The organism is Streptomyces sp. NPDC051776 (assembly GCF_040681345.1).
Taxonomy (GTDB): Bacteria; Actinomycetota; Actinomycetes; order Streptomycetales; family Streptomycetaceae; genus Streptomyces.
This window is the reverse complement of record NZ_JBFAYQ010000028.1, coordinates 31,783-50,721: the sequence shown is the minus strand read 5'-3', so window position 1 is coordinate 50,721 and position 18,939 is coordinate 31,783. Positions and strand designations below refer to the sequence as shown.

Below are 18,939 nucleotides of genomic sequence, written 5' to 3'. Positions count from 1 at the left end.
CGTTGCATTCAACGCAACATCGATGAATTGGTTACGTCCCTCTGTCCGACCTGCCCTCACACAGCCGAGAGCGGGAGCCGAGAAAGTCTCGACTCCCGCTCTGACCTGCGATGCTGCGGAATCAGCGCAGAAGGCTCAATGTTGCATCAGGCGCAATTCCGCTCGTTTTCAGCTGCAGCCGCTGGTCGAGCCGCACCCCTCGCAGAGGTAGCAGCTCCCGGCCCGGCGCATCTTGGTGCCGCACGAGAAGCAGAGCGGGGCGTCCGCGTTCAGGCCGAGCTGCATCTCGACCAGCTCCGTGGAGCTGTGCGCCTCCTTCGGCGCGGGAACAGCGGACGTCACCTCGGGCTTCGGCGACTCCGGCGAGGTCTTCGGCAGCACCTCGACATGGCGGGGCGCGGACTGGGCGAGCCCCTCCACGTCGACCTCGTCATCGGCCGGCTCGTACGACCCCGTCTCCAGGTGGCGCTGCCGCTCCTCGGCCGAGTGGATGCCGAGGGCCGACCGCGTCTCGAACGGCAGGAAGTCCAGCGCCAGGCGGCGGAAGATGTAGTCGACGATCGACTGCGCCATCCGCACATCAGGGTCGTCGGTCATACCGGCCGGCTCGAACCGCATATTGGTGAACTTCGAGACGTACGTCTCCAGCGGTACCCCGTACTGCAGGCCAACCGATACGGCGATGGAGAAGGCGTCCATCATGCCCGCGAGGGTCGAGCCCTGCTTGGACATCTTCAGGAAGACCTCGCCGAGGCCGTCGTCCGGGTAGGAGTTGGCCGTCATGTAGCCCTCGGCGCCACCCACCGTGAAGGAGGTGGTGATGCCTGGACGCCCCTTCGGCAGCCGCTTGCGGACGGGCCGGTACTCGACGACCTTCTCCGGTGCCGGGACGGGCTCCGCGGCTTTCTTCTCCTCCTTCTTCTTGGCGGAGAGAGGCTGGCCGACCTTGCAGTTGTCGCGGTAGATCGCGAGCGCCTTCAGACCGAGCTTCCAACCCTCGAAGTAGATCTCCTCGATCTCCTCGACGGTGGCCGACTCCGGCATGTTGACGGTCTTGGAGATCGCGCCGGAGAGGAACGGCTGGGCCGCCGCCATCATGCGGACGTGACCCATCGGGGAGATGGACCGCTCGCCCATGGCGCAGTCGAAGACCTCGTAATGCTCGGGGCGCAGGCCCGGTGCGTCGATCACATTGCCGTGCTCGGCGATGTGGGCGACGATCGCCTCGACCTGCTCCGGCTGGTAGCCGAGGCGCTTCAGCGCCTTGGGGACCGTGTTGTTCACGATCTGCATCGAGCCGCCGCCGACGAGCTTCTTGAACTTGACCAGGGCCAGGTCCGGCTCGACGCCCGTGGTGTCGCAGTCCATCATCAGGCCGATGGTGCCGGTCGGAGCCAGCACGGAGGCCTGGGCGTTGCGGAAGCCGTGCTTCCCGCCGAGGCGGATGACGTCCTGCCACGCCTCGGTGGCCGCGGCCCAGACCGGAGTGTCCAGGTCGTCCATGCGCTTGGCGGCACCATTGGCGTCCGAGTGCTGCCGCATGACGCGCTGATGGGCATCGGCGTTGCGGGCGTAGCCCTCGTACGGGCCGACGACCGCGGCCAGTTGGGCGGAGCGCTTGTACGAGGTGCCGGTCATCAGCGAGGTGATGGCACCGGCGAGTGCGCGGCCGCCGTCGGAGTCGTACGCGTGGCCGGTGGCCATCAGCAGGGCGCCGAGGTTGGCGTACCCGATGCCCAACTGGCGGAAGGCGCGCGTCGTCTCACCGATCTTCTCGGTCGGGAAGTCGGCGAAGGAGATGGAAATGTCCATCGCCGTGATGACCAGTTCGACGACCTTCGCGAAGGTCTCGGCGTCGAACGTCTGGTTGCCCAGGTCGTCGTCGCGCAGGAACTTCATGAGGTTCAGCGAGGCCAGGTTGCACGAGGAGTTGTCCAGGTGCATGTACTCGCTGCACGGGTTGGAGGCGGTGATCCGGCCCGTCTCCGGCGAGGTGTGCCAGTGGTTGATGGTGTCGTCGTACTGGATGCCGGGGTCGGCGCAGGCCCACGCCGCCTCGGCCATCTTCCGGAAGAGGGACTTCGCGTCGACCTCCTCCAAGACCTCACCGGTCATCCGTCCGCGCAGGCCGAACTTCGAGCCGGACTCCACGGCCTTCATGAACTCGGCGTTGACTCGAACGGAGTTGTTGGCGTTCTGGTACTGGACGGAGGTGATGTCCTCGCCGCCCAGATCCATGTCGAAGCCCGCGTCGCGCAGGGAGCGGATCTTCTCCTCCTCCTTCACCTTGGTGTCGATGAAGGCCTCGACGTCCGGGTGGTCGACGTCCAGGACGACCATCTTGGCGGCGCGGCGGGTCGCGCCACCGGACTTGATCGTCCCTGCGGAGGCGTCCGCACCGCGCATGAAGGAGACGGGACCGGAGGCGTTGCCGCCGGAGGACAGCAGTTCCTTGGACGACCGGATACGGGAGAGGTTCAGGCCGGCGCCGGAACCGCCCTTGAAGATCATCCCCTCTTCCTTGTACCAGTCGAGGATCGACTCCATGGAGTCGTCGACGGAGAGGATGAAGCAGGCGGAGACCTGCTGCGGCTGCTGGGTGCCGACGTTGAACCAGACCGGGGAGTTGAAGCTGAACACCTGGTGCAGCAGGGCGTGGGTGAGCTCGTGGTCGAAGATCTCGGCGTCCGCCGGGGAGGCGAAGTAGCCGTGGTCCTCGCCCGCCTTGCGGTAGGTCTTGACCACACGGTCGATGAGCTGCTTCAGGCTGGACTCACGGCCGGGCGAACCGACGGCACCGCGGAAGTACTTGCTCGTGACGATGTTGACCGCGTTCACCGACCAGAACTCGGGGAACTCGACACCCCGCTGCTCGAAGTTGACCGAACCGTCACGCCAGTTGGTCATGACGACGTCGCGGCGCTCCCAGACCACCTCGTCGTACGGGTGCACGCCGGGGGTGGTGTGGATGCGCTCGACACGCAGCCCCTTGCTCGCCTTGCTGCCCTTGGCACGGGAGCTTCGTGCCTGGCCGCTCGTCGTCTCTGTCATGCCGCCTCCCTGTACGGGCATAACGCCCTGACGTGCCTGTTTCTTCCCCCAGGCACTATTTCTGTCCTGTGCCCCGGCGCACCTGCGCGCCCGGGGCGGGTCTGATGGCGCCGCCGGTCAACCGGCGGCGGTGGTGGTCGGGGCGGGGGCCTCGGCGCCCCCCGCCGGCCCGCTCCCGTCCTCGTCGGTCGGCTTCCGCTGCTCGCGCAGCTCCGCGACTGCGGCCTCGAAGTCCTCGAGCGAGTCGAACGCCCGGTAGACGGACGCGAACCGCAGATAGGCGACGAGGTCGAGCTCCTGGAGCGGACCGAGTATCGCGAGCCCTACGTCATGCGTGGACAGCTCGGCGCTGCCCGTGGCGCGCACCGCCTCCTCGACCCGCTGGCCGAGTTTGGCGAGAGCGTCCTCGGTGACGGGCCGCCCCTGGCATGCCTTGCGCACACCGGCGATGACCTTGTCACGGCTGAACGGTTCAGTGACCCCGCTCCGCTTGATCACCATGAGTGACGCCGTCTCCACTGTCGTGAAGCGGCGAGAGCAGTCGGGGCACTGACGGCGCCGGCGGATCGACGTCCCGTCGTCGGTGGTGCGGCTGTCCACGACGCGGCTGTCGGGGTGTCTGCAGAAGGGGCAGTGCACGGTCCTCACCCTTCCTGAAACCCTGTGAACGTCGAATGGCAGCCGGCACAGCTGCATGGCTCCGCAGACCCGTGGAAAGGCCTGGGAACAGCCTCAATCATAGGCCATAACTGCGGCCTTTGAGGACCGTGAACCACAACTTGTGGGTGGCTGCCGCACATCTAACCACTAGATCTGGTGGTTGCCCGTCAAGCACGTCGACCGCGTGTCGCACGAAGGGGCGGCAACAGGAGACTAGCGGGAGCGCGTACGTATACCGTCACGCGGGTCTCAGCTGCCACACTGGCCACAGCCCCGGCAACACTTCCGCCGGGCCCGCGAACCGGCCCGGGCGGGACCCGCCCGGGCGATCGGGCACCCGCCTATACACCTCAGCACTTGATCTCGTCAGGTGATCTGGGAAATTTCACTCGAACGTGTGTTTGGCGCAACCTTTCGAAACCAACTACCGTTGTGTCACTGGGGAGAACCATCTCGAGAGGGGCCGACGTGACCACCACCGCAGACAGCGCCACCATCACTGCCCAGGACCGCTCCCAGCACCGATTCGAGCAGAGCCACCCGATGAACGACGCCACCACGAATCCCGAGGGGCAGAAGCCCGTACGCTCGCTGCCCGGTCGACCTCCAGGCATCCGGGCCGACAGCTCCGGTCTCACGGACCGCCAGCGCCGGGTCATCGAGGTGATCCGGGACTCCGTGCAGCGGCGCGGCTATCCTCCGTCCATGCGTGAGATCGGCCAGGCGGTGGGCCTCTCGAGCACCTCGTCCGTCGCGCACCAGCTCATGGCGCTGGAGCGCAAGGGCTTCCTGCGGCGCGACCCGCACCGCCCGCGGGCGTACGAGGTCCGCGGCTCCGACGGGCCGACGAGCCAGCAGGCGGACACCACGGGCAAGCCCGCCGCGTCCTATGTGCCGCTGGTCGGCCGTATCGCGGCCGGCGGCCCGATCCTCGCCGAGGAGTCCGTCGAGGACGTCTTCCCGCTTCCCCGTCAACTGGTCGGTGACGGCGAGCTGTTCGTGCTGAAGGTGGTCGGCGACTCGATGGTCGAAGCGGCGATCTGCGACGGCGACTGGGTCACCGTCCGCCGCCAGCCCGTCGCGGAGAACGGGGACATCGTGGCCGCGATGCTGGACGGCGAGGCCACCGTGAAGCGTTTCAAGCGGGAGGACGGCCACGTCTGGCTGATCCCGCACAACTCCGCGTACCAGCCGATCCCCGGCGACGAGGCCACGATCCTCGGCAAGGTGGTGGCGGTGCTGCGGCGGGTCTGACACGCCCCTCACGACCGGGCCCCGGAATCCCTGCGCCGGTTCCGGGGCCCGCTGCATGTCGGACGCACGTCATGGCCACGTGTGGCCATGCGCCCGCCGCACACCACCTATGCGGCGAACCAAACCGGGAAGCGGGCACTCCCTGTCGAGGCAGATGCACCCGGCCCGACCTATTGCGCCGCGAGTGCTGCGGCATCGATCGCCGCGAGGGACCGGCGCACTTGATTGCGGTCGGTGGTGTACCAGAAGTCGGGCATGGACGCCTTGAGGAAGCTGCCGTAGCGCGCCGTGGCCAGGCGCGGGTCGAGGACCGCCACCACGCCGCGGTCCCCCGATGCCCGGACCAGCCGGCCCGCGCCCTGGGCCATCAGCAGGGCGGCATGCGTCGCAGCGACCGCCATGAAGCCATTGCCGCCGCCATCCTCAACGGACTTCTGCCGGGCACTCATCAACGGATCGTCCGGGCGCGGGAAGGGGATACGGTCCATGACGACGAGCTGGCAGTTCGCCCCGGGCACATCGACCCCCTGCCACAAGGACAACGTGCCGAACAGGCACGTCCGGGCGTCACAGGAGAACGAGCGGATCAGCTCGCCCAGGGTCTCCTCGCCCTGGAGCAGAATCGGCATGTCCAGGCGTCCGCGCAGCGACTCGGCCGCGGCCTGTGCGCCGCGCATCGACGAGAAGAGACCCAGCGTACGCCCGCCCGCGGCCTCCACGAGCTCCGCGAGTTCGTCCAGCATGTCCGTACGGCTGCCCTCGCGGCCCGGCTGCGCGAGATGGCGGGCCACATAGAGGATGCCCTGCTTGCGGTAGTCGAACGGCGACCCGACGTCGAGCCCCTTCCACAGCGGGCTCGTGTCCTGCTCGGAGCCGTCGGCCGGCTCTCTCCCGTCGCTGTCTGTTTGCGCCTCGTCGGACGATGCGGCGCCGGGCCGTTCGACGTGGCTCCTCGGCCCCGGCAGCCCGTTCGGCACGGACTCCGGGGGCAGCCCGAGCGAGGCCGCCACACCGTTGAAGTCGCCGCCCAGCTTCAGGGTGGCCGAGGTCAGGACCACGCTGCGATCGGCGAAAAGTTTCTCGCGCAGCAGCCCGGACACCGAGAGCGGCGCGACCCGCAGGGACGCCCCGAACCGGTCGTGCCGCTCGTACCAGACGACGTCGTACTCCGAGGCTGCCACGACACGCTCCGCCACGGCGTGGACGTTCTCGATGGAGGCGAGCGCCTGCTTGCGCACCGCGTCCTCGTCCTGCACGGACTGGTCGCGCGTGTTCCCCAGCGCCGTGATCACCGTACGGGCCGCGTCCCGGAGGGACATGAGGGCATAGGCGAGGTCTTCCGGGATCTCCTCGAGCCGACCGGGCAGGGCCAGCTCCATGATCCGCTCGAAGCTCTCGGCCGCGGTCTGCAAGGCGTCCCCCGCCTTCTCGTTGACCAGCTTCGCGGCGCCTCGGACCGCTCGGTTCACGCTGCCCGGAGTGAGTTCACCGGTCGCGGCTCCCGTCACCCGCGAGACCAGCTCGTGGGCCTCGTCGACGACCAGAACCTCATGGCTGGGCAGTACGGGTGCGCCCTCGATCGCGTCGATCGCGAGCAGCGCGTGATTCGTGACCACGACATCGGCCAGCTTCGCCCGCTCCCGCGCGGCCTCGGCGAAGCACTCGGCGCCGTATGCGCACTTGGACGCGCCCAGGCACTCGCGGGACGAGACCGACACCTGGGCCCAGGCGCGGTCCGAGACGCCGGGGGTCAGGGCGTCCCGGTCGCCTGTCTCGGTCTCGTCCGCCCAGTCCCGCATCCGCAGCAGGTCCTGGCCGAGCTTGCTGGTGGGGGCGGCGGACTCGAAGACGTCGAAGAGGCCGTCCTCCTCGTCCTGCGGCGCTCCCTCATGGAGCCGGTGCAGGCACAAGTAGTTGGAACGGCCCTTGAGCATGGCGAACTGGGGGCGCCGGCGCAGCAGCGGCTGCAATGCCTCGACCGTGCGCGGCAGATCCCGCTCCACGAGCTGGCGCTGCAGCGCCAGCGTCGCCGTGGCCACGACGACGCGCTCGCCGTGCGCCAGCGCGGGCACCAGATATCCGAGGGACTTGCCGGTACCGGTGCCGGCCTGGACCAGCAGGTGGGACCCGCCGTCGATCGCCTCGGCGACGGATTCGGCCATGGTGACCTGACCAGGGCGCTCGGTGCCGCCGACGGCGGTGACGGCGGCGTGGAGCAGATCGGGGAGGGAGGGCTTCGTCATAGCGGGACCACCCTACGGCGCAGCACTGACATCGCGTCGTCACGGCTGGTGAAGCGGGTTCGGGACCGTGCCGTGGACGGCGGCATGGGGCCGCTCGGGCCGGTCGCGGTAACCGTCCAGGTGCAGACGGTTGCGGTTGAGACAGAGCCGCTCGATGCGCGGGTGAGGAGGTCGAAGGTCTCGAAGCGCTCCTTCAGCTCCGGAAAGCGCGCCTGGTGGGCCAGGATCTCGGCCCGGACGAGCGGCCAGAACTCGGCCTCGAGCACGCCGAGGTGGTCCGCGCAGATCGGCGCGAGGTAGCGGAAGACGCCGACGAACAGGCCGGAGTGGATGAACTGGATGAGGAATCCGGACGGCTCGGTGAGCAGCACCGACCGTACGTCGCCGGGCATGGCGGCGCGCTCTGGAAGCGGCTCGGCGCTGATGTTCACGTCGTCGACGAAGTCCTTCACCGCCAGGCGGGCGGGAACGTCGTGCTCGTCGAAGACGACGATCGCGTTCTCCCCGTGCGGCGAGAAAACGGTGCCGTACCGGTAGAGGAAGTGCAGCAGCGGTGGCAGGAGCGCCGCGAAGAGGTGCCGCAACCAGAGGGTGGGTTCGAGCCCTGAGCGGCGGACGAGTTCGGCCGTGAAGGAACTGCCCTGTGCGTCCGTGAGGAGCAGGGCGGCGAGGGTGCGGGCACGCTCGCCCGCATCGAGGTGGCCCGTGAGGGGCTCGCGCCAGATGCAGCCGAGGAGTTCGCGGTACTGGTACGGGACGCCGGGCAGCCCATCGTACAGCGGGTGCTCGACCGTGACGGAGGCGGTCTCGCCGAGCAGGACGACCCGGGTCTCCTCCCTCAGGAACGGGTCGGCGTCGCGCAGACCGTGCACCCACTCGGTGACGGCGGGCGCGGCGAGTGTGCGTTCGGTGGGCAGGCCGCGCCACACCAGGGTGTTGAGGACGGAGAGAGGGAGCTTGACCGTACGGGCGCGTGGCCGGGTGGTGTTGAGGAAAGTGCGGACGGACTGCTGCGGCAGCCGGAGATCTTCGTCCTCCGGGAGCGGAATGATCGTTCCTTCGGCGATCTGCGGGGCGAAGAGGGGGGCGATGCACTCGTCCCACTGCCACGGATGGACGGGCAGGTAGAGGTAGTCGGCGGGGTCGCGATGGTGCCGGGCGACCGAAGGCCTGGCGGGTCCCCGGTGAAAGCTCCTCGGCGTGGAGACGCTCCGGCGTCGCGACAGCGCGGACGCCCCGGTAGCGGGCGGCGTCGCGGTGGACGGCGAGCCAGGGCGGGCGCTGCGGCGTGCGGGCTCGGGGGCCCAGCGGGCGGCGGCTGCGGCGGAGAAGCCCATACGGCCCTTGTTGACCACGATCCAGGGGTGGCCGGTCTGGTGCCCTTCGAGGTGCGCGTAGCCGAGGTCGGCGAGGTCGGCGACGCTCGCGGCTGAGGCATCGATCCGGGTGTCGGCGGCGAGCGTGGCCATGAGTTCGCGGATGAGGCGGCCTGTGGTGTCGCCGGTCAGCCCGAGGAGGGTGTCGTTGGCCTGCGCGACGAACCGGAGGGGGTCGGCGGTCGGCGCGATGGAGTCGGGGTCGACGCGCCAGTGCTCGTACGCGCCTCGGCGGGCGCGGAAGCGGTAGGTGATCGAGTCGCTCACGGGGAGTTGGTAGGCGAGCGGATCGGCACCGCCCGGCTCCGGCGTGATCACCCCTTCGTACGCGAACTCGGCCAGCATTTTGGCGAAGAGACGGCGTGATGCTCGATGCCAGGCGTCGGGGGTGGGGCTGGAGTGACGGGCGCAAGGTCTGGGCTCTTCGGGCGGAACGGGCGGGGGGGGTGTGCGCGGGTGCGGGTGTGTCCGGTGTGTGCGGGTGGGGGTGTGGTGCGGTAAAGGGGGTGCGGGAGCAGGGAGTTGGAGGCGGTCCGGGAGCCGGGCACGGTCGGGAGCCGGCCTCGGTCCGGACCGGGCCCGGGGCGGGTTGGGGTCGGGGTTGGGCCCGGTGTGTGGTCGGGTCCGGACCGGGTCGGGGTTGGGGTCGGGTCCGGGTCGGGACCCGCGCGGGCGCATTTGCCGGCGTCGCGGGAACGGGAATCGGGGCGGAACCGCATCGGGCCGAGCGGTGTAGAGAAAGCAGTGGAGCGCTCAGCGGGCCGGCCCGGCCCGGATCAGAGGAGGTGGCGGTGAAGACGGTCGCGAACCATCAGCGCGGCGCGCTTGCCCGGCAGTTCGAGCTCGGCGTGGAAGCGGAATCCGGCGCCCAGAAACGCGGCTACGGAAGGGGTGTTGCGGATGTCGGGCTCGGCGATCACGCGGCTGCAGGCGGGCCGATTGTCGAGGACGAGGTCGGAGACCGTGCGCAGAAGGCCTGTGCCGAAGCCACGGCCGCGGTCGCCGACGGCCCCGATGAGCAGATGGAGTCCGGTGTCGTGCGGACGTGCCGCATAGTGCCGCGCGATCGGGTCGAGGTCGGCGCGATAGACCTCCCAATAGCTCATAGGAGTGCCGTCGAGGAGACCCAGACACGGCACACTGCGGCCGTCGCCCTCGATCTGGGCACGTAGGTGGGCGGCGGCGATCTCGTCGGGGCCTGCGAGGTCCCAGAAGGCGGCCACGGCCGGGTCGTTCATCCACCGGGAGATGAGCGCCAGGTCGCGGTCGATCCGAACGGGGACGAGCCGGAAGGGGCGTGAGCCGCTCGGTGCGGGGCCCCATGCCGAAACATAGTCGAGCAGATCGGGGCCGACCCACGGCGGCCGGGTCCGGGAGGGGGTGTCGGGCGGTGCCTCCGTGCGCGCCAGGACCGCACGTTCCTCGGCGATCAGCGCGGCGAGTTCGTCGCGCAGATGCAGATCGAGGGTGTCGTCGGTGCTGGAGCAGGGGCTCTGGTCGGTCCTTGAGTCCGCGGACGGCACGGCGGCGCTCTCCTCTCGTCGATCTCGTGGGGATCGTGGACGTGGTGGGGCACGCGGAGTGCCTTGGTGTGGGTGGCGTGGGTGGTGTTGCCGGCGTGGAGCGGATGGATGGCGTTAGTGGCGCCGAGCGCGTGAGCCTCATGGATCTCGGGGCCTCCTCGGTCCGATCGGTCTCGGGTTCATGCCGCTGCAGTGGCAAGGGGGTTGGGGATGGTGACGTAGACGGACTGGGTGTCGACGGGGCCGACCAGTTCGTCGAGGCCGTGCAGACGGGTGAGGAGGTTCGCCTTGCAACGGAGGGTCGTGGATTCGAGGAGGAGAGCCGGGAGGGGCGAGGCGGTGCCGGTGCTGCCTGATGCCGCGTCGGCGAGGAACCTGCGGAAGGCGGCGAGCAGAAGGCTCTCGTCGGCGAGGCGTTGGGAGCCGAAGGCCCCGATCAGGCCCAGCACATTGTTGATGCCGAGGTAGTAGGCGAAACGCTCGTCGGTGACCGCGTCGGAGACAAAGGTGTCGCTCTCGATGCCGATACCGGGCAGCCTCCGGTCGAGGGCCTCCCGGTGGGACTCTCGGAAGTAGTAGCCCTGGTTGTCGCGGTAGCGGCCGCCGACGGGCCAGCCGTCGGCGTCCAGGAGCACGAGAGTGTTCTGTTGGTGCGCCTCCAGGGCGATACCGGCTGTTCCGTCGAGCCAGAGAACGGGACGCACCACGGCCTCCAGGTAGCGCAGGAACCACTCGGCGGACACCGCGGCTGATGAGCGTCCCGTTTCGGCCGCGAGGCGGGACACGATGTCGGCGAGGCGGGATCGCATCAGGGGGACTCCGCAGGCCTCGGCGCCCGGCCAGGGCCGGGGAGACGTCAGCGCGGCAATGCACAGGGCGTCGTCCCCGGGGCCGAAAGGGTTGTGCCGGACCACGGTGTCCAGGCCCGTCAGGGGTGTGCCGTCCTGTGCGGTCACGGCGATCCAGGCGGGGTCGCGGACGATGTCGAAGCAGGGGTGGCTGCCGCGCAACTGGCGTCCGAGTCCGGCGCGGAGCAGGCGGTGCACCTCGACGCCGCGCCGGAGTTCCTTACGGCGGTTCTCGCGGCGGGAGTTGGTGATGCGCAACCCGAGAGACAGCTTCAGCATCGCGGCCGTACCGGGCTGGTGCACCGTTCGTACGGAGGAGGTGGGGTACCACGGCTCCCCATGGGGGCCGAGGTCGTGGAGCAGCCGGGCGTCGAGGAGTTCGGCGACGGCGGGGCGCCGCAGCACGTCGCGTGCCTGCCAGGGATGGAGTGGCAACGGCACCGTGCCGTCCGGCGGTTGGAGGCCGTCGGCCAGGCTCGATACGAGTTGCTCGACGGGTACGGGCCGCCCGCCCTCGGTCCAGGCCGAGTCACCCGCGAGTACGGCCCGGTCGACGGTCATCCAGTGCAGGGGGAAGCTACCGCCCGACTCGGGCGAATAAGCGCGGGATTCGGCATCGGAGAGCCCTTGGCGGCTCTTGGGAGTGGGGTGGAGCGGATGTCCGAGGACAAGGGACTGCTCGGAGTCCAGGAACTGGTGGCCGGTGACGGAGTGGGCGGGGCGGCTCCGCCGGTCGGCGATGAACCCGGCCGTGCGGTCCACGGAGTCGGCTACCCGGCTCACGAGTGCGGTGCTGTCCGGGACCGGAGCCTTCGTGGCCCCGTGGGCCGCCTCCCGACCGAGCAGGGCGGCAAGGGTCACGGCGTCGACCGCAGGGGCGCCGGGTGGTCCGTTCTCGAGGGCGGGTGCGCCGAAGCGGTGCCAGCCGGTGGCCGACCAGTAGCGGACAGGGACGAGCAGGGCGGCACCGCTGGCGTGGAGGGGAATGCGCAGAACGTCACCGTCCGGGGGCGGCGTGGCGTCCTCCCGCGTCCAGCAGCGGAGGAGGTTCTCGACAGCCGCGGCGTCGGCTGCGAGGAAGGCGTCGGGCTGGTCCAGCGGGTCGCGGGCGACCGAGTGGGCGGACTCCGGCCCGGCCTGGCCCGGAACGGTGGGTTCGGCGGTGAGCGATGCGGTCGAGGGGCCCTGAGGTGGGTGCACGGTCTGATCGGCGCGCTGCTCCAGGCGCTGGGGCCATGGCAACGGCGCCTTCCTCCTTCGGCTATGAGCAAGGGGCGAGAGGCGCGTGGCAGGGCCCGGGTATCCGTTTGCCCACCCGGGCCGTCCGACGCGGCGGCGCCTCCGCCGGCAGCGACGGCCGCCTGCCGGGGCCCCGGCGGGCCGTCATCACCGGACCGCGCTCTCGGTGCTCTCAGCCGGACCAGCCTGACCTCGCCCCGCGCGTCCATGAGCGCGCTGCCGGGCGGTCCTGACTCCGGCGTCGATGGCGTCGCCGAGCCGTTCGAGCACAGCATCGACCTGCTCATCGCTGATCGTGAGCGGTGGCAGCAGTCGGACGACACCGGAGCGGCGTCCCCCGATGCCGACGATCAACCCCCGTCGCAAGCACTCCTCCTGGACCGCTGCGGCAAGCACGGACGGCCCCCCTTCGCCCGTGCCGTTCGTCGCGGGCTCGGCGAATACCGGGCCGTCCGGGTCGTCCAGTTCCACGCCGATCATGAGACCGCGTCCTCGTACGTCGGTGATGCACGGCTGCTGCGAGGCAAGGACCGTCAACTGGCGAATCATGCGATCGCCGAGTGTTGCGGCGCGTTCGGCCAGCCCGTGCTCGCGTACGTGGGCCAGGGTGGCGGCACCTGCGGCCAGGGCGAGCTGGTTCCCACGGAAGGCTCCGGCGCTCGCGCCCGGATGCCCGGGGTCGAGATCGTCGCGGTAGACCATGACGGCCAGCGGCAGGCTGCCGCCGATGGCCGCGGACAGCACCATCACGTCCGGCACGACGCCGCTCCGCTCGACAGCCCAGAAGGTCCCGGTCCGGCCGACGCCCGTCTGCATTTCGTCCACGACCAACGGGATGCCGCGTGCAGCGGTGAGGTGGCGCATGCTGCGCAGCCAGTCCTCCGGCACCGGCACCAACTCGCCTTCTCCCTGGACCGGTTCGACGATCACCCCTGCGGGCGCTCGCGTCCCGGGCCGCGGGGAGGCGAACAGGTCCATGACGCCGGCGTCCTCGGCCCAGGATGCGGGCACCCGCGCAGCGCCCAGGCCCCCGCTTCCGGACGAGCAGGGGTCGACGCTGGGATAGGGCAGACGCGTGACCCGTGGGGCAGGGGCATCCGCGCGGGTATCGGGGTCGCCCGGAGAAGTAGCGCGAGCGGCGCCGGAGAAGGCGAAGAGCCCCGTCCTGCCGGTCGCGGAGCACACGAGGTCGAGAGCGGCCCCCACCGCGTCGGTGCCGGCCGGTCCGCAGAACCGTACGCGTCCCCGTTCGGCGAGCGGCCGGGGCAGGGTACGGAGCAGTTCTCTGGTGAAGTCGTCCTCGACCGGCGTCGCCAGATCCATGACGTGCAGCGGGGCGCCGGAGTCGAGGACGGAGCGGATCGCTTCGAGCACAACTGGATGGTTGTGTCCGAGCGTCAACGACCCTGCTCCCGAAAGGCAGTCGAGATAGCGCCTCCCGTCGGCACTCTCGATCGTCAGCCCACGGGCCCGGACCGGGACGATCGGCAGCGAGCACACGTCGGTACAGGTGGTGGATTCGGGCAGCGACTCCCGCCGCAAAGTGCCCTCGGCAGCCGCGTCGGCCGGAGGGACGGCTGGTGTCGTCGGCGGCTGGGTCACGGCCACGTCTCGTCGATCCTCCTGAACGCGCTGAACGCTCCCCGACTGTCCCCCGTACGTACCAACGACGTCGAGGGCAGCGGATCACGGGCGAACGGGAGTTCCTCCGGAGCCGCGGAGTCGGCGGGGAACCGTGGACCCGCCCGGCGCCGTCCCCCAGGGCACCGGCATAGTGGGGGGCCTGCGCCTCTCGTCGGCGTGCATGACAAGTCAATCGCAGGTTCGAATACACGGGGGAGATCCGCCCATGCCATCGATACGCCCGCCCGTCTCCCGGCGCTCCGGGCGGAGTGTGTTGCGAGTCCGCGGCACTGTCGCCGCCGCAGTCGCCCTGACCGGCGTTCTGGCGGTCATCGCTACAGCATGCGGCACGTCGGAGGACGGCACGAGCCCGAACCCCGGCGCGTCGGCAACCTCGCAGGACCGGCAGGACGTCTCCCTGCCCAACTTCGAGGAGCGCCTGAAGGAGCTGGGCGTCGATGTGGACAAGTGGAAGAACGGGGAGTGGAGGAACTGGAAGAGGGACGACTGGCTACGCGAGGCCGGGGACTTCATCAACCCGGTCATCGAGGACCTGTGGAAGCCTGAGCGCATGAAGGAGGCAGAGGAGCCGCAGAAGTCGGTTCCCGCCGATGTCTCGGGTGACCAGGGCGTCACGGACCCGGAGCCGCAGCCGGTCCAGGCCAAGGGAGTCCGGACGCCGTACCACGACAACGCGGCTCCGGTCGGCAAGGTGTTCTTCGACGGCCCTCAGGGCTCGATGGTCTGCTCGGCCACGGTGGTGAAGGACCCGGCGAACCCGGGGAAGTCCAACCTCGTCTGGACGGCGGGCCACTGCGTCCACGCGGGCAAGAACGGCGGCTGGTACCGCAACATCGCCTTCGTCCCGTCCTTCAACGACAACGGCGTCCCCGCGGAAGCCCTGAAGGGCACTCCGCGGGAGCAAGTCGCGCCGTACGGCGTGTACTGGGCCAACTGGGCGTCCACGTCGCAGCAGTGGATCTCCGAGGGCACGGAGACCGGTGGCAACGGGGCTCCGTTTGACTATGCAGTCCTGCATGTGAAGCCGGAGAAGGGCAGCGGCGGCAAGTCGCTGGAAGAGACCGTCGGAGCCGCGTTGTCGGTCGAGTTCAACGCGCCGGCCGTCAAGAACATCAGCAGCATGGGCGCCTGGGGCTACCCGGCGGCACCCCCGTACGACGGTGCCACGATGTTCTCCTGCGTCGACAGGCCGGGCCGTTTCTCGCTGTCCTCGTCGCAGCCGACGATGTACCGCGTCGGCTGCACCATGACCGGCGGCGCGTCGGGCGGTGGCTGGTTCGCCAACGGCACCGACGGAAAGCCCGCGCTGGTGTCCAACACCTCCATCGGCCCACGCCCCGCCAGGTGGCTGGCCGGTCCGCATCTTGGGCCCGAGGCGAAGAAGATGTTCGACTCCGTGAGCCGGAAGTTCGCCGGACAGTAACCGCACCACGCCCTCCGGCGACGGGCGGATACCCGCGCCGGAGGGCGTAGAGGGCCGATGCCCGCCGTTGCCGGACACGGCCCATCGGGCATGCGCACGTGACAGGGCACACGACGCGGCCCGCCCCACCGAAGAACAGGTGGGACGGGCCTTCGTACTTCGGGCCTGGCACGTCGGCGGCCTCGCACACCGGGCCTGACACCTCAGGCCTCGCACTTCGGACCTGACACCTCAGGCCTCGCACTTCGGACCTGACACCTCAGGCCTGACACCTGGGCCTGGCCCCTCGGCCTGGCACTTCAGAGTTCCTGCCGCCCGGCTGCGGACGCTGGGACCATCAGCGACCCGTCAGGCCGCTCGTCCGGCGGGCGAGCGGCCCGGTACAACACCTGCCGTGTCACCAAGACGGGGTCGGCACCGCCGTCCGTCGTAGATCCGGTCAGCGACGCCCGGCAGGGGCGAACGGCTGGAACTCCGCGGCCAGTTCCTCATGGACGCGCGCCTTGAGCAGGGTGCCCTCCGGGGTGTGCTCCTCGGAGATCACCTCACCGTCGGCATGCGCCCGCGAGACGAGCTGGCCCTGCGTGTACGGCACGAGTACCTCGACCTCGACCTGAGGCCGCGGGAGCTGCGCGTCGATCAGCGCCTGGAGCTCGTCGATGTTCTGCCCGGTACGGGCCGACACCGCGATAGCCCGCGGCTCCATCCGCAGCAGCCGCTGCAGAGCGAGCGGATCGGACGCGTCAGCCTTGTTGATCACCACGATCTCGGGAACGTCGACCGCGCCCACGTCCCGGATCACCTCACGCACTGCGGCGAGCTGCTCCTCCGGGGCCGGGTGCGAACCGTCCACCACGTGAAGGATCAGGTCGGCATCACCGACCTCCTCCATCGTGGAGCGGAACGCCTCGACGAGGTGGTGCGGGAGGTGGCGTACGAACCCGACCGTGTCGGCAAGCGTGTAGAGCCGCCCGCTGGGCGTCTCGGCCCGGCGGACCGTCGGATCCAGGGTGGCGAACAGCGCGTTCTCCACCAGGACCCCTGCTCCCGTCAGACGGTTGAGCAGCGAGGACTTGCCCGCGTTGGTGTATCCGGCGATGGCAACCGAGGGGATCTTGTTCCGCCGGCGCTCCTGCCGCTTGATGTCACGGCCGGTCTTCATCCCCGCGATCTCGCGGCGCATCCTGGCCATCTTCTCGCGGATCCGCCTACGGTCCGTCTCGATCTTGGTCTCACCGGGACCACGGGTGGCCATGCCGCCGCCCGAGGAACCGGAGCCACCGCCACCCATCTGCCGGGACAGCGACTGACCCCATCCGCGCAGTCGCGGCAGCATGTACTGCATCTGCGCGAGCGAGACCTGCGCCTTGCCCTCTCGGGACTTGGCATGCTGCGCGAAGATGTCCAGGATCAGGGCGGTCCGGTCGACCACCTTGACCTTGACGACATCCTCGAGGTGGATCAGCTGGCCCGGGGTGAGCTCACCGTCGCACACCACGGTGTCCGCCCCCGTCTCGATCACGATGTCGCGCAGCTCCTGGGCCTTGCCCGAGCCGATGTACGTGGCCGGGTCGGGCTTGTCACGGCGCTGGATCACACCGTCGAGCACCACCGCACCCGCCGTCTCGGACAGCGCGGCCAGCTCCGAGAGCGAGTTCTCGGCGTCCTGCACAGTGCCGGACGTCCAGACGCCGACCAGCACCACGCGCTCCAGGCGGAGCTGCCGGTACTCGACCTCGGTGACGTCCTCGAGTTCGGTGGAGAGGCCCACGACCCGCCGCAGAGCGGCGCGGTCGGAACGGTCGAACTGGTCGCCGTCACGCTCCCCGTCGATCTCGTGGCTCCAGGCGACGTCCTCTTCCATCAGGGCGTCGGCCCGAAGGCCCGTCGAGAAGCGCTGAGCGTCCTGGGAAGGGGAAGAAGAGGAGGTCATTTGATCCTTACGTCGATGGGAATCCTCGTCGGGTCAACGCGGTGGAGGCCCGGAGGATTCCCCGGCCCAGCAGCGCAGTGCCGACACCGGAATGGTCGCACGGCGCGCCGGGGGCGTCACGCGGGTTTCCCTTGCGATCCGGGCTTCCGGCCGGCCTGGTGCGGCATGTGCTGGGGCGCGTGGGCGGCCTTGCGCGAGGTTGTCCGGTCGGCCTTCCAATCCGGGTGCCCGGGCATTGGTGGCGTCGTCTCACCGAACAGCCAGGACCGCAGGAAGGACGACTGATCACGCCCCGAGATCTCCGAGGCGAGCGCGATGAAGCCCTCGGTGGAGCCGTTGCCGTAGCGGTACCGGCTGGACCAGGCTCGTTCGAGCCGGTCGAATGCCTGAGTGCCGATCCGCTGCCGCAACGCGTACAGCACCAGGGCACCGCCGTCGTAGACGATCGGACGGAAGATGCTGATCTTCTTGCCCGGGGACGGCGGCTTGGGGGCGGCGGGCGGACCGCCCTCGGTACGCCACGCGTCGGACCGTGCATACGCGCGGCGCATGCGCTCCGTCAGCGACACCCGGGAAACCTCGTGCGCGTACAGGGCCTCGTACCAGGTGGCGTGCCCCTCGCTGAGCCAGAGGTCGGACCACTGTGCGGGGCTGACGCTGTTGCCGAACCACTGGTGGGCGAGCTCGTGCACCATCACCGAAGCGACATACGGGGCGGGGAACCGCGGATCGGTGAAGAGACCGCGTTCGAAGAGCGAGAGCGTCTGGGTCTCCAGCTCGAAGCCGGTCTGGGCGTCGGCGATCAGGACCCCGTAGGTCTCGAAGGGGTACCGGCCGGCCTTCCGCTCCATCCAGGAGATCTGCCCGGGCGTCTTCGCGAGCCATTTCCCCAGGCGCTGCCGGTCGGCGGCCGGCACCACGTCCCGCAGGGGCAGCCCGTGCGGCCCCTTGCGCCGCAGCACCGCGGACCGGCCGATGGAGATCTGCGCGAGTTCGGTCGCCATGGGGTGTGCGCTCCGGTACACCCAGGTGGTGGCCCGACGCCCCCGGTCCCGGGAGACCGGCAGACCGGACGCGACGACGGTCAGGTCCTTGGGCGCGACGATGCGGAAGGTGAAGCGCGCCTTGTCGGCGGGGTGGTCGTTGGAGGGGAAGACGCGGTGCGCAGCGTCCGGCTGGCTCGCCATGGCGAGGCCGTCGCGGGTGCGCACCCACCCGCCGTCGGCGCCGGTGCCGGGGTCGCTGGTGTGCGCCACGTTGACGTGCAACCGCCCGCCCGGGGCAATGGGTTCGGCCGGCGTGACGGCCAGGTCCTCGCCGACGCTGCGGAAGCGGGCGCGCTTGCCGTTGACCTCGACGGACCGCACCTTGCCGCGCGCGAAGTCGAGATTGAACGCGTCGAGCAAGGATGTGGCACGGGCGTCGATCGACGTGACGGCCTGCAGCGGTCGGGTGCTTCTGCCGGAGTAGTCGAAGGCGAGGTCGTACGCCAGGACGTCGTAGCCCGGGTTCCCCAGATGCGGATAGAGCCGGTCGCCGATCCCCAGGGGGGCCGGTGCCGGGTTCCCGGCTGCGACGAGGGTGGCCATGGCGGCGGCCGCGAAAGCCGCTCTGCGTGCCCTGCGATGCGGGGATCGGATCATGCAAATACGGCTATCAGCGCCTCCCTGTCCTCCGGGGGAGCCGCGCGCCGCACGCACCCGAAAGAGCGTGTCCCCGGCGCTCCGCCGTCGGCCGGAGGCGAG

The 18,939-nt window shown here is 70.0% G+C and carries 11 protein-coding genes; 2 read left to right on the top strand and 9 right to left on the bottom strand.

What is annotated here, in order from left to right; genetic code table 11:
- Window positions 1-168: 168 nt before the first annotated feature.
- Together AB0M26_RS21230 and nrdR are read right to left on the bottom strand one after the other, a co-directional pair.
- A complete protein-coding gene (locus AB0M26_RS21230) occupies window positions 169-3,051 on the bottom strand; it encodes a vitamin B12-dependent ribonucleotide reductase (protein ID WP_365263364.1) in 2,883 nt (960 codons plus the stop codon).
- 117 nt (window positions 3,052-3,168) lie between these two features.
- Entirely contained in the window at window positions 3,169-3,690 is a 522-nt protein-coding gene (nrdR, locus tag AB0M26_RS21225) for a transcriptional regulator NrdR (protein ID WP_365263398.1), read from the bottom strand.
- Between the two features lie 489 nt (window positions 3,691-4,179).
- On the opposite strand from nrdR, the gene lexA reads away from it, so the two are divergent.
- Window positions 4,180-4,965 carry a transcriptional repressor LexA gene (gene lexA, locus AB0M26_RS21220; RefSeq protein WP_365263363.1) on the top strand — a complete coding sequence of 262 codons (786 nt, stop codon included), beginning with the start codon at window positions 4,180-4,182 and terminating at the stop codon, window positions 4,963-4,965.
- 170 nt (window positions 4,966-5,135) lie between these two features.
- Here lexA and AB0M26_RS21215 read toward each other — a convergent pair whose 3' ends face one another.
- From AB0M26_RS21215 to AB0M26_RS21195, 5 genes are all read right to left on the bottom strand, one after another.
- A complete protein-coding gene (locus AB0M26_RS21215) occupies window positions 5,136-7,208 on the bottom strand; it encodes an ATP-dependent DNA helicase (protein WP_365263362.1) in 2,073 nt (690 codons plus the stop codon).
- Complete coding sequence (locus AB0M26_RS21210) at window positions 7,205-8,929, bottom strand: IucA/IucC family protein (protein WP_365263361.1); 1,725 nt, start codon at window positions 8,927-8,929, stop codon at window positions 7,205-7,207. The genes AB0M26_RS21215 and AB0M26_RS21210 overlap by 4 nt, the downstream gene beginning before the upstream one ends.
- A 431-nt stretch (window positions 8,930-9,360) precedes the next feature.
- On the bottom strand, window positions 9,361-10,107 hold the full coding sequence (locus tag AB0M26_RS21205) for a GNAT family N-acetyltransferase (RefSeq protein ID WP_365263360.1): 747 nt from the start codon (window positions 10,105-10,107) through the stop codon (window positions 9,361-9,363).
- Window positions 10,108-10,286: 179 nt separating this feature from the next.
- Window positions 10,287-12,197 (bottom strand): IucA/IucC family protein, encoded by a 1,911-nt coding sequence (locus tag AB0M26_RS21200; RefSeq protein ID WP_365263359.1) that lies wholly within the window; start codon window positions 12,195-12,197, stop codon window positions 10,287-10,289.
- 144 nt (window positions 12,198-12,341) lie between these two features.
- Entirely contained in the window at window positions 12,342-13,802 is a 1,461-nt protein-coding gene (locus AB0M26_RS21195; protein WP_365263358.1) for an aminotransferase class III-fold pyridoxal phosphate-dependent enzyme, read from the bottom strand.
- A 241-nt stretch (window positions 13,803-14,043) separates the two neighbouring features.
- On the opposite strand from AB0M26_RS21195, the gene AB0M26_RS21190 reads away from it, so the two are divergent.
- Complete coding sequence (locus tag AB0M26_RS21190) at window positions 14,044-15,261, top strand: hypothetical protein (protein WP_365263357.1); 1,218 nt, start codon at window positions 14,044-14,046, stop codon at window positions 15,259-15,261.
- A gap of 439 nt (window positions 15,262-15,700) precedes the next feature.
- On the opposite strand, the gene hflX is transcribed toward AB0M26_RS21190, so the two are convergent.
- Both hflX and AB0M26_RS21180 read right to left on the bottom strand, forming a co-directional pair.
- Window positions 15,701-17,194 carry a GTPase HflX gene (gene hflX / locus AB0M26_RS21185; protein ID WP_365263356.1) on the bottom strand — a complete coding sequence of 498 codons (1,494 nt, stop codon included), beginning with the start codon at window positions 17,192-17,194 and terminating at the stop codon, window positions 15,701-15,703.
- 116 nt (window positions 17,195-17,310) lie between these two features.
- Window positions 17,311-18,837 (bottom strand): M1 family metallopeptidase, encoded by a 1,527-nt coding sequence (locus AB0M26_RS21180; protein WP_365263355.1) that lies wholly within the window; start codon window positions 18,835-18,837, stop codon window positions 17,311-17,313.
- Window positions 18,838-18,939: the final 102 nt, after the last annotated feature.

Coding starts and splice junctions, on each gene's coding strand:
- AB0M26_RS21180 (WP_365263355.1), bottom strand. CDS start 18,837: ATGATCCGATCCCCGCATCGCAGGGCACGCAGAGCGGCTTTCGCGGCC.
- AB0M26_RS21190 (WP_365263357.1), top strand. CDS start 14,044: ATGCCATCGATACGCCCGCCCGTCTCCCGGCGCTCCGGGCGGAGTGTG.
- AB0M26_RS21210 (WP_365263361.1), bottom strand. CDS start 8,929: ATGCTGGCCGAGTTCGCGTACGAAGGGGTGATCACGCCGGAGCCGGGC.
- AB0M26_RS21215 (WP_365263362.1), bottom strand. CDS start 7,208: ATGACGAAGCCCTCCCTCCCCGATCTGCTCCACGCCGCCGTCACCGCC.
- hflX (WP_365263356.1), bottom strand. CDS start 17,194: ATGACCTCCTCTTCTTCCCCTTCCCAGGACGCTCAGCGCTTCTCGACG.
- AB0M26_RS21230 (WP_365263364.1), bottom strand. CDS start 3,051: ATGACAGAGACGACGAGCGGCCAGGCACGAAGCTCCCGTGCCAAGGGC.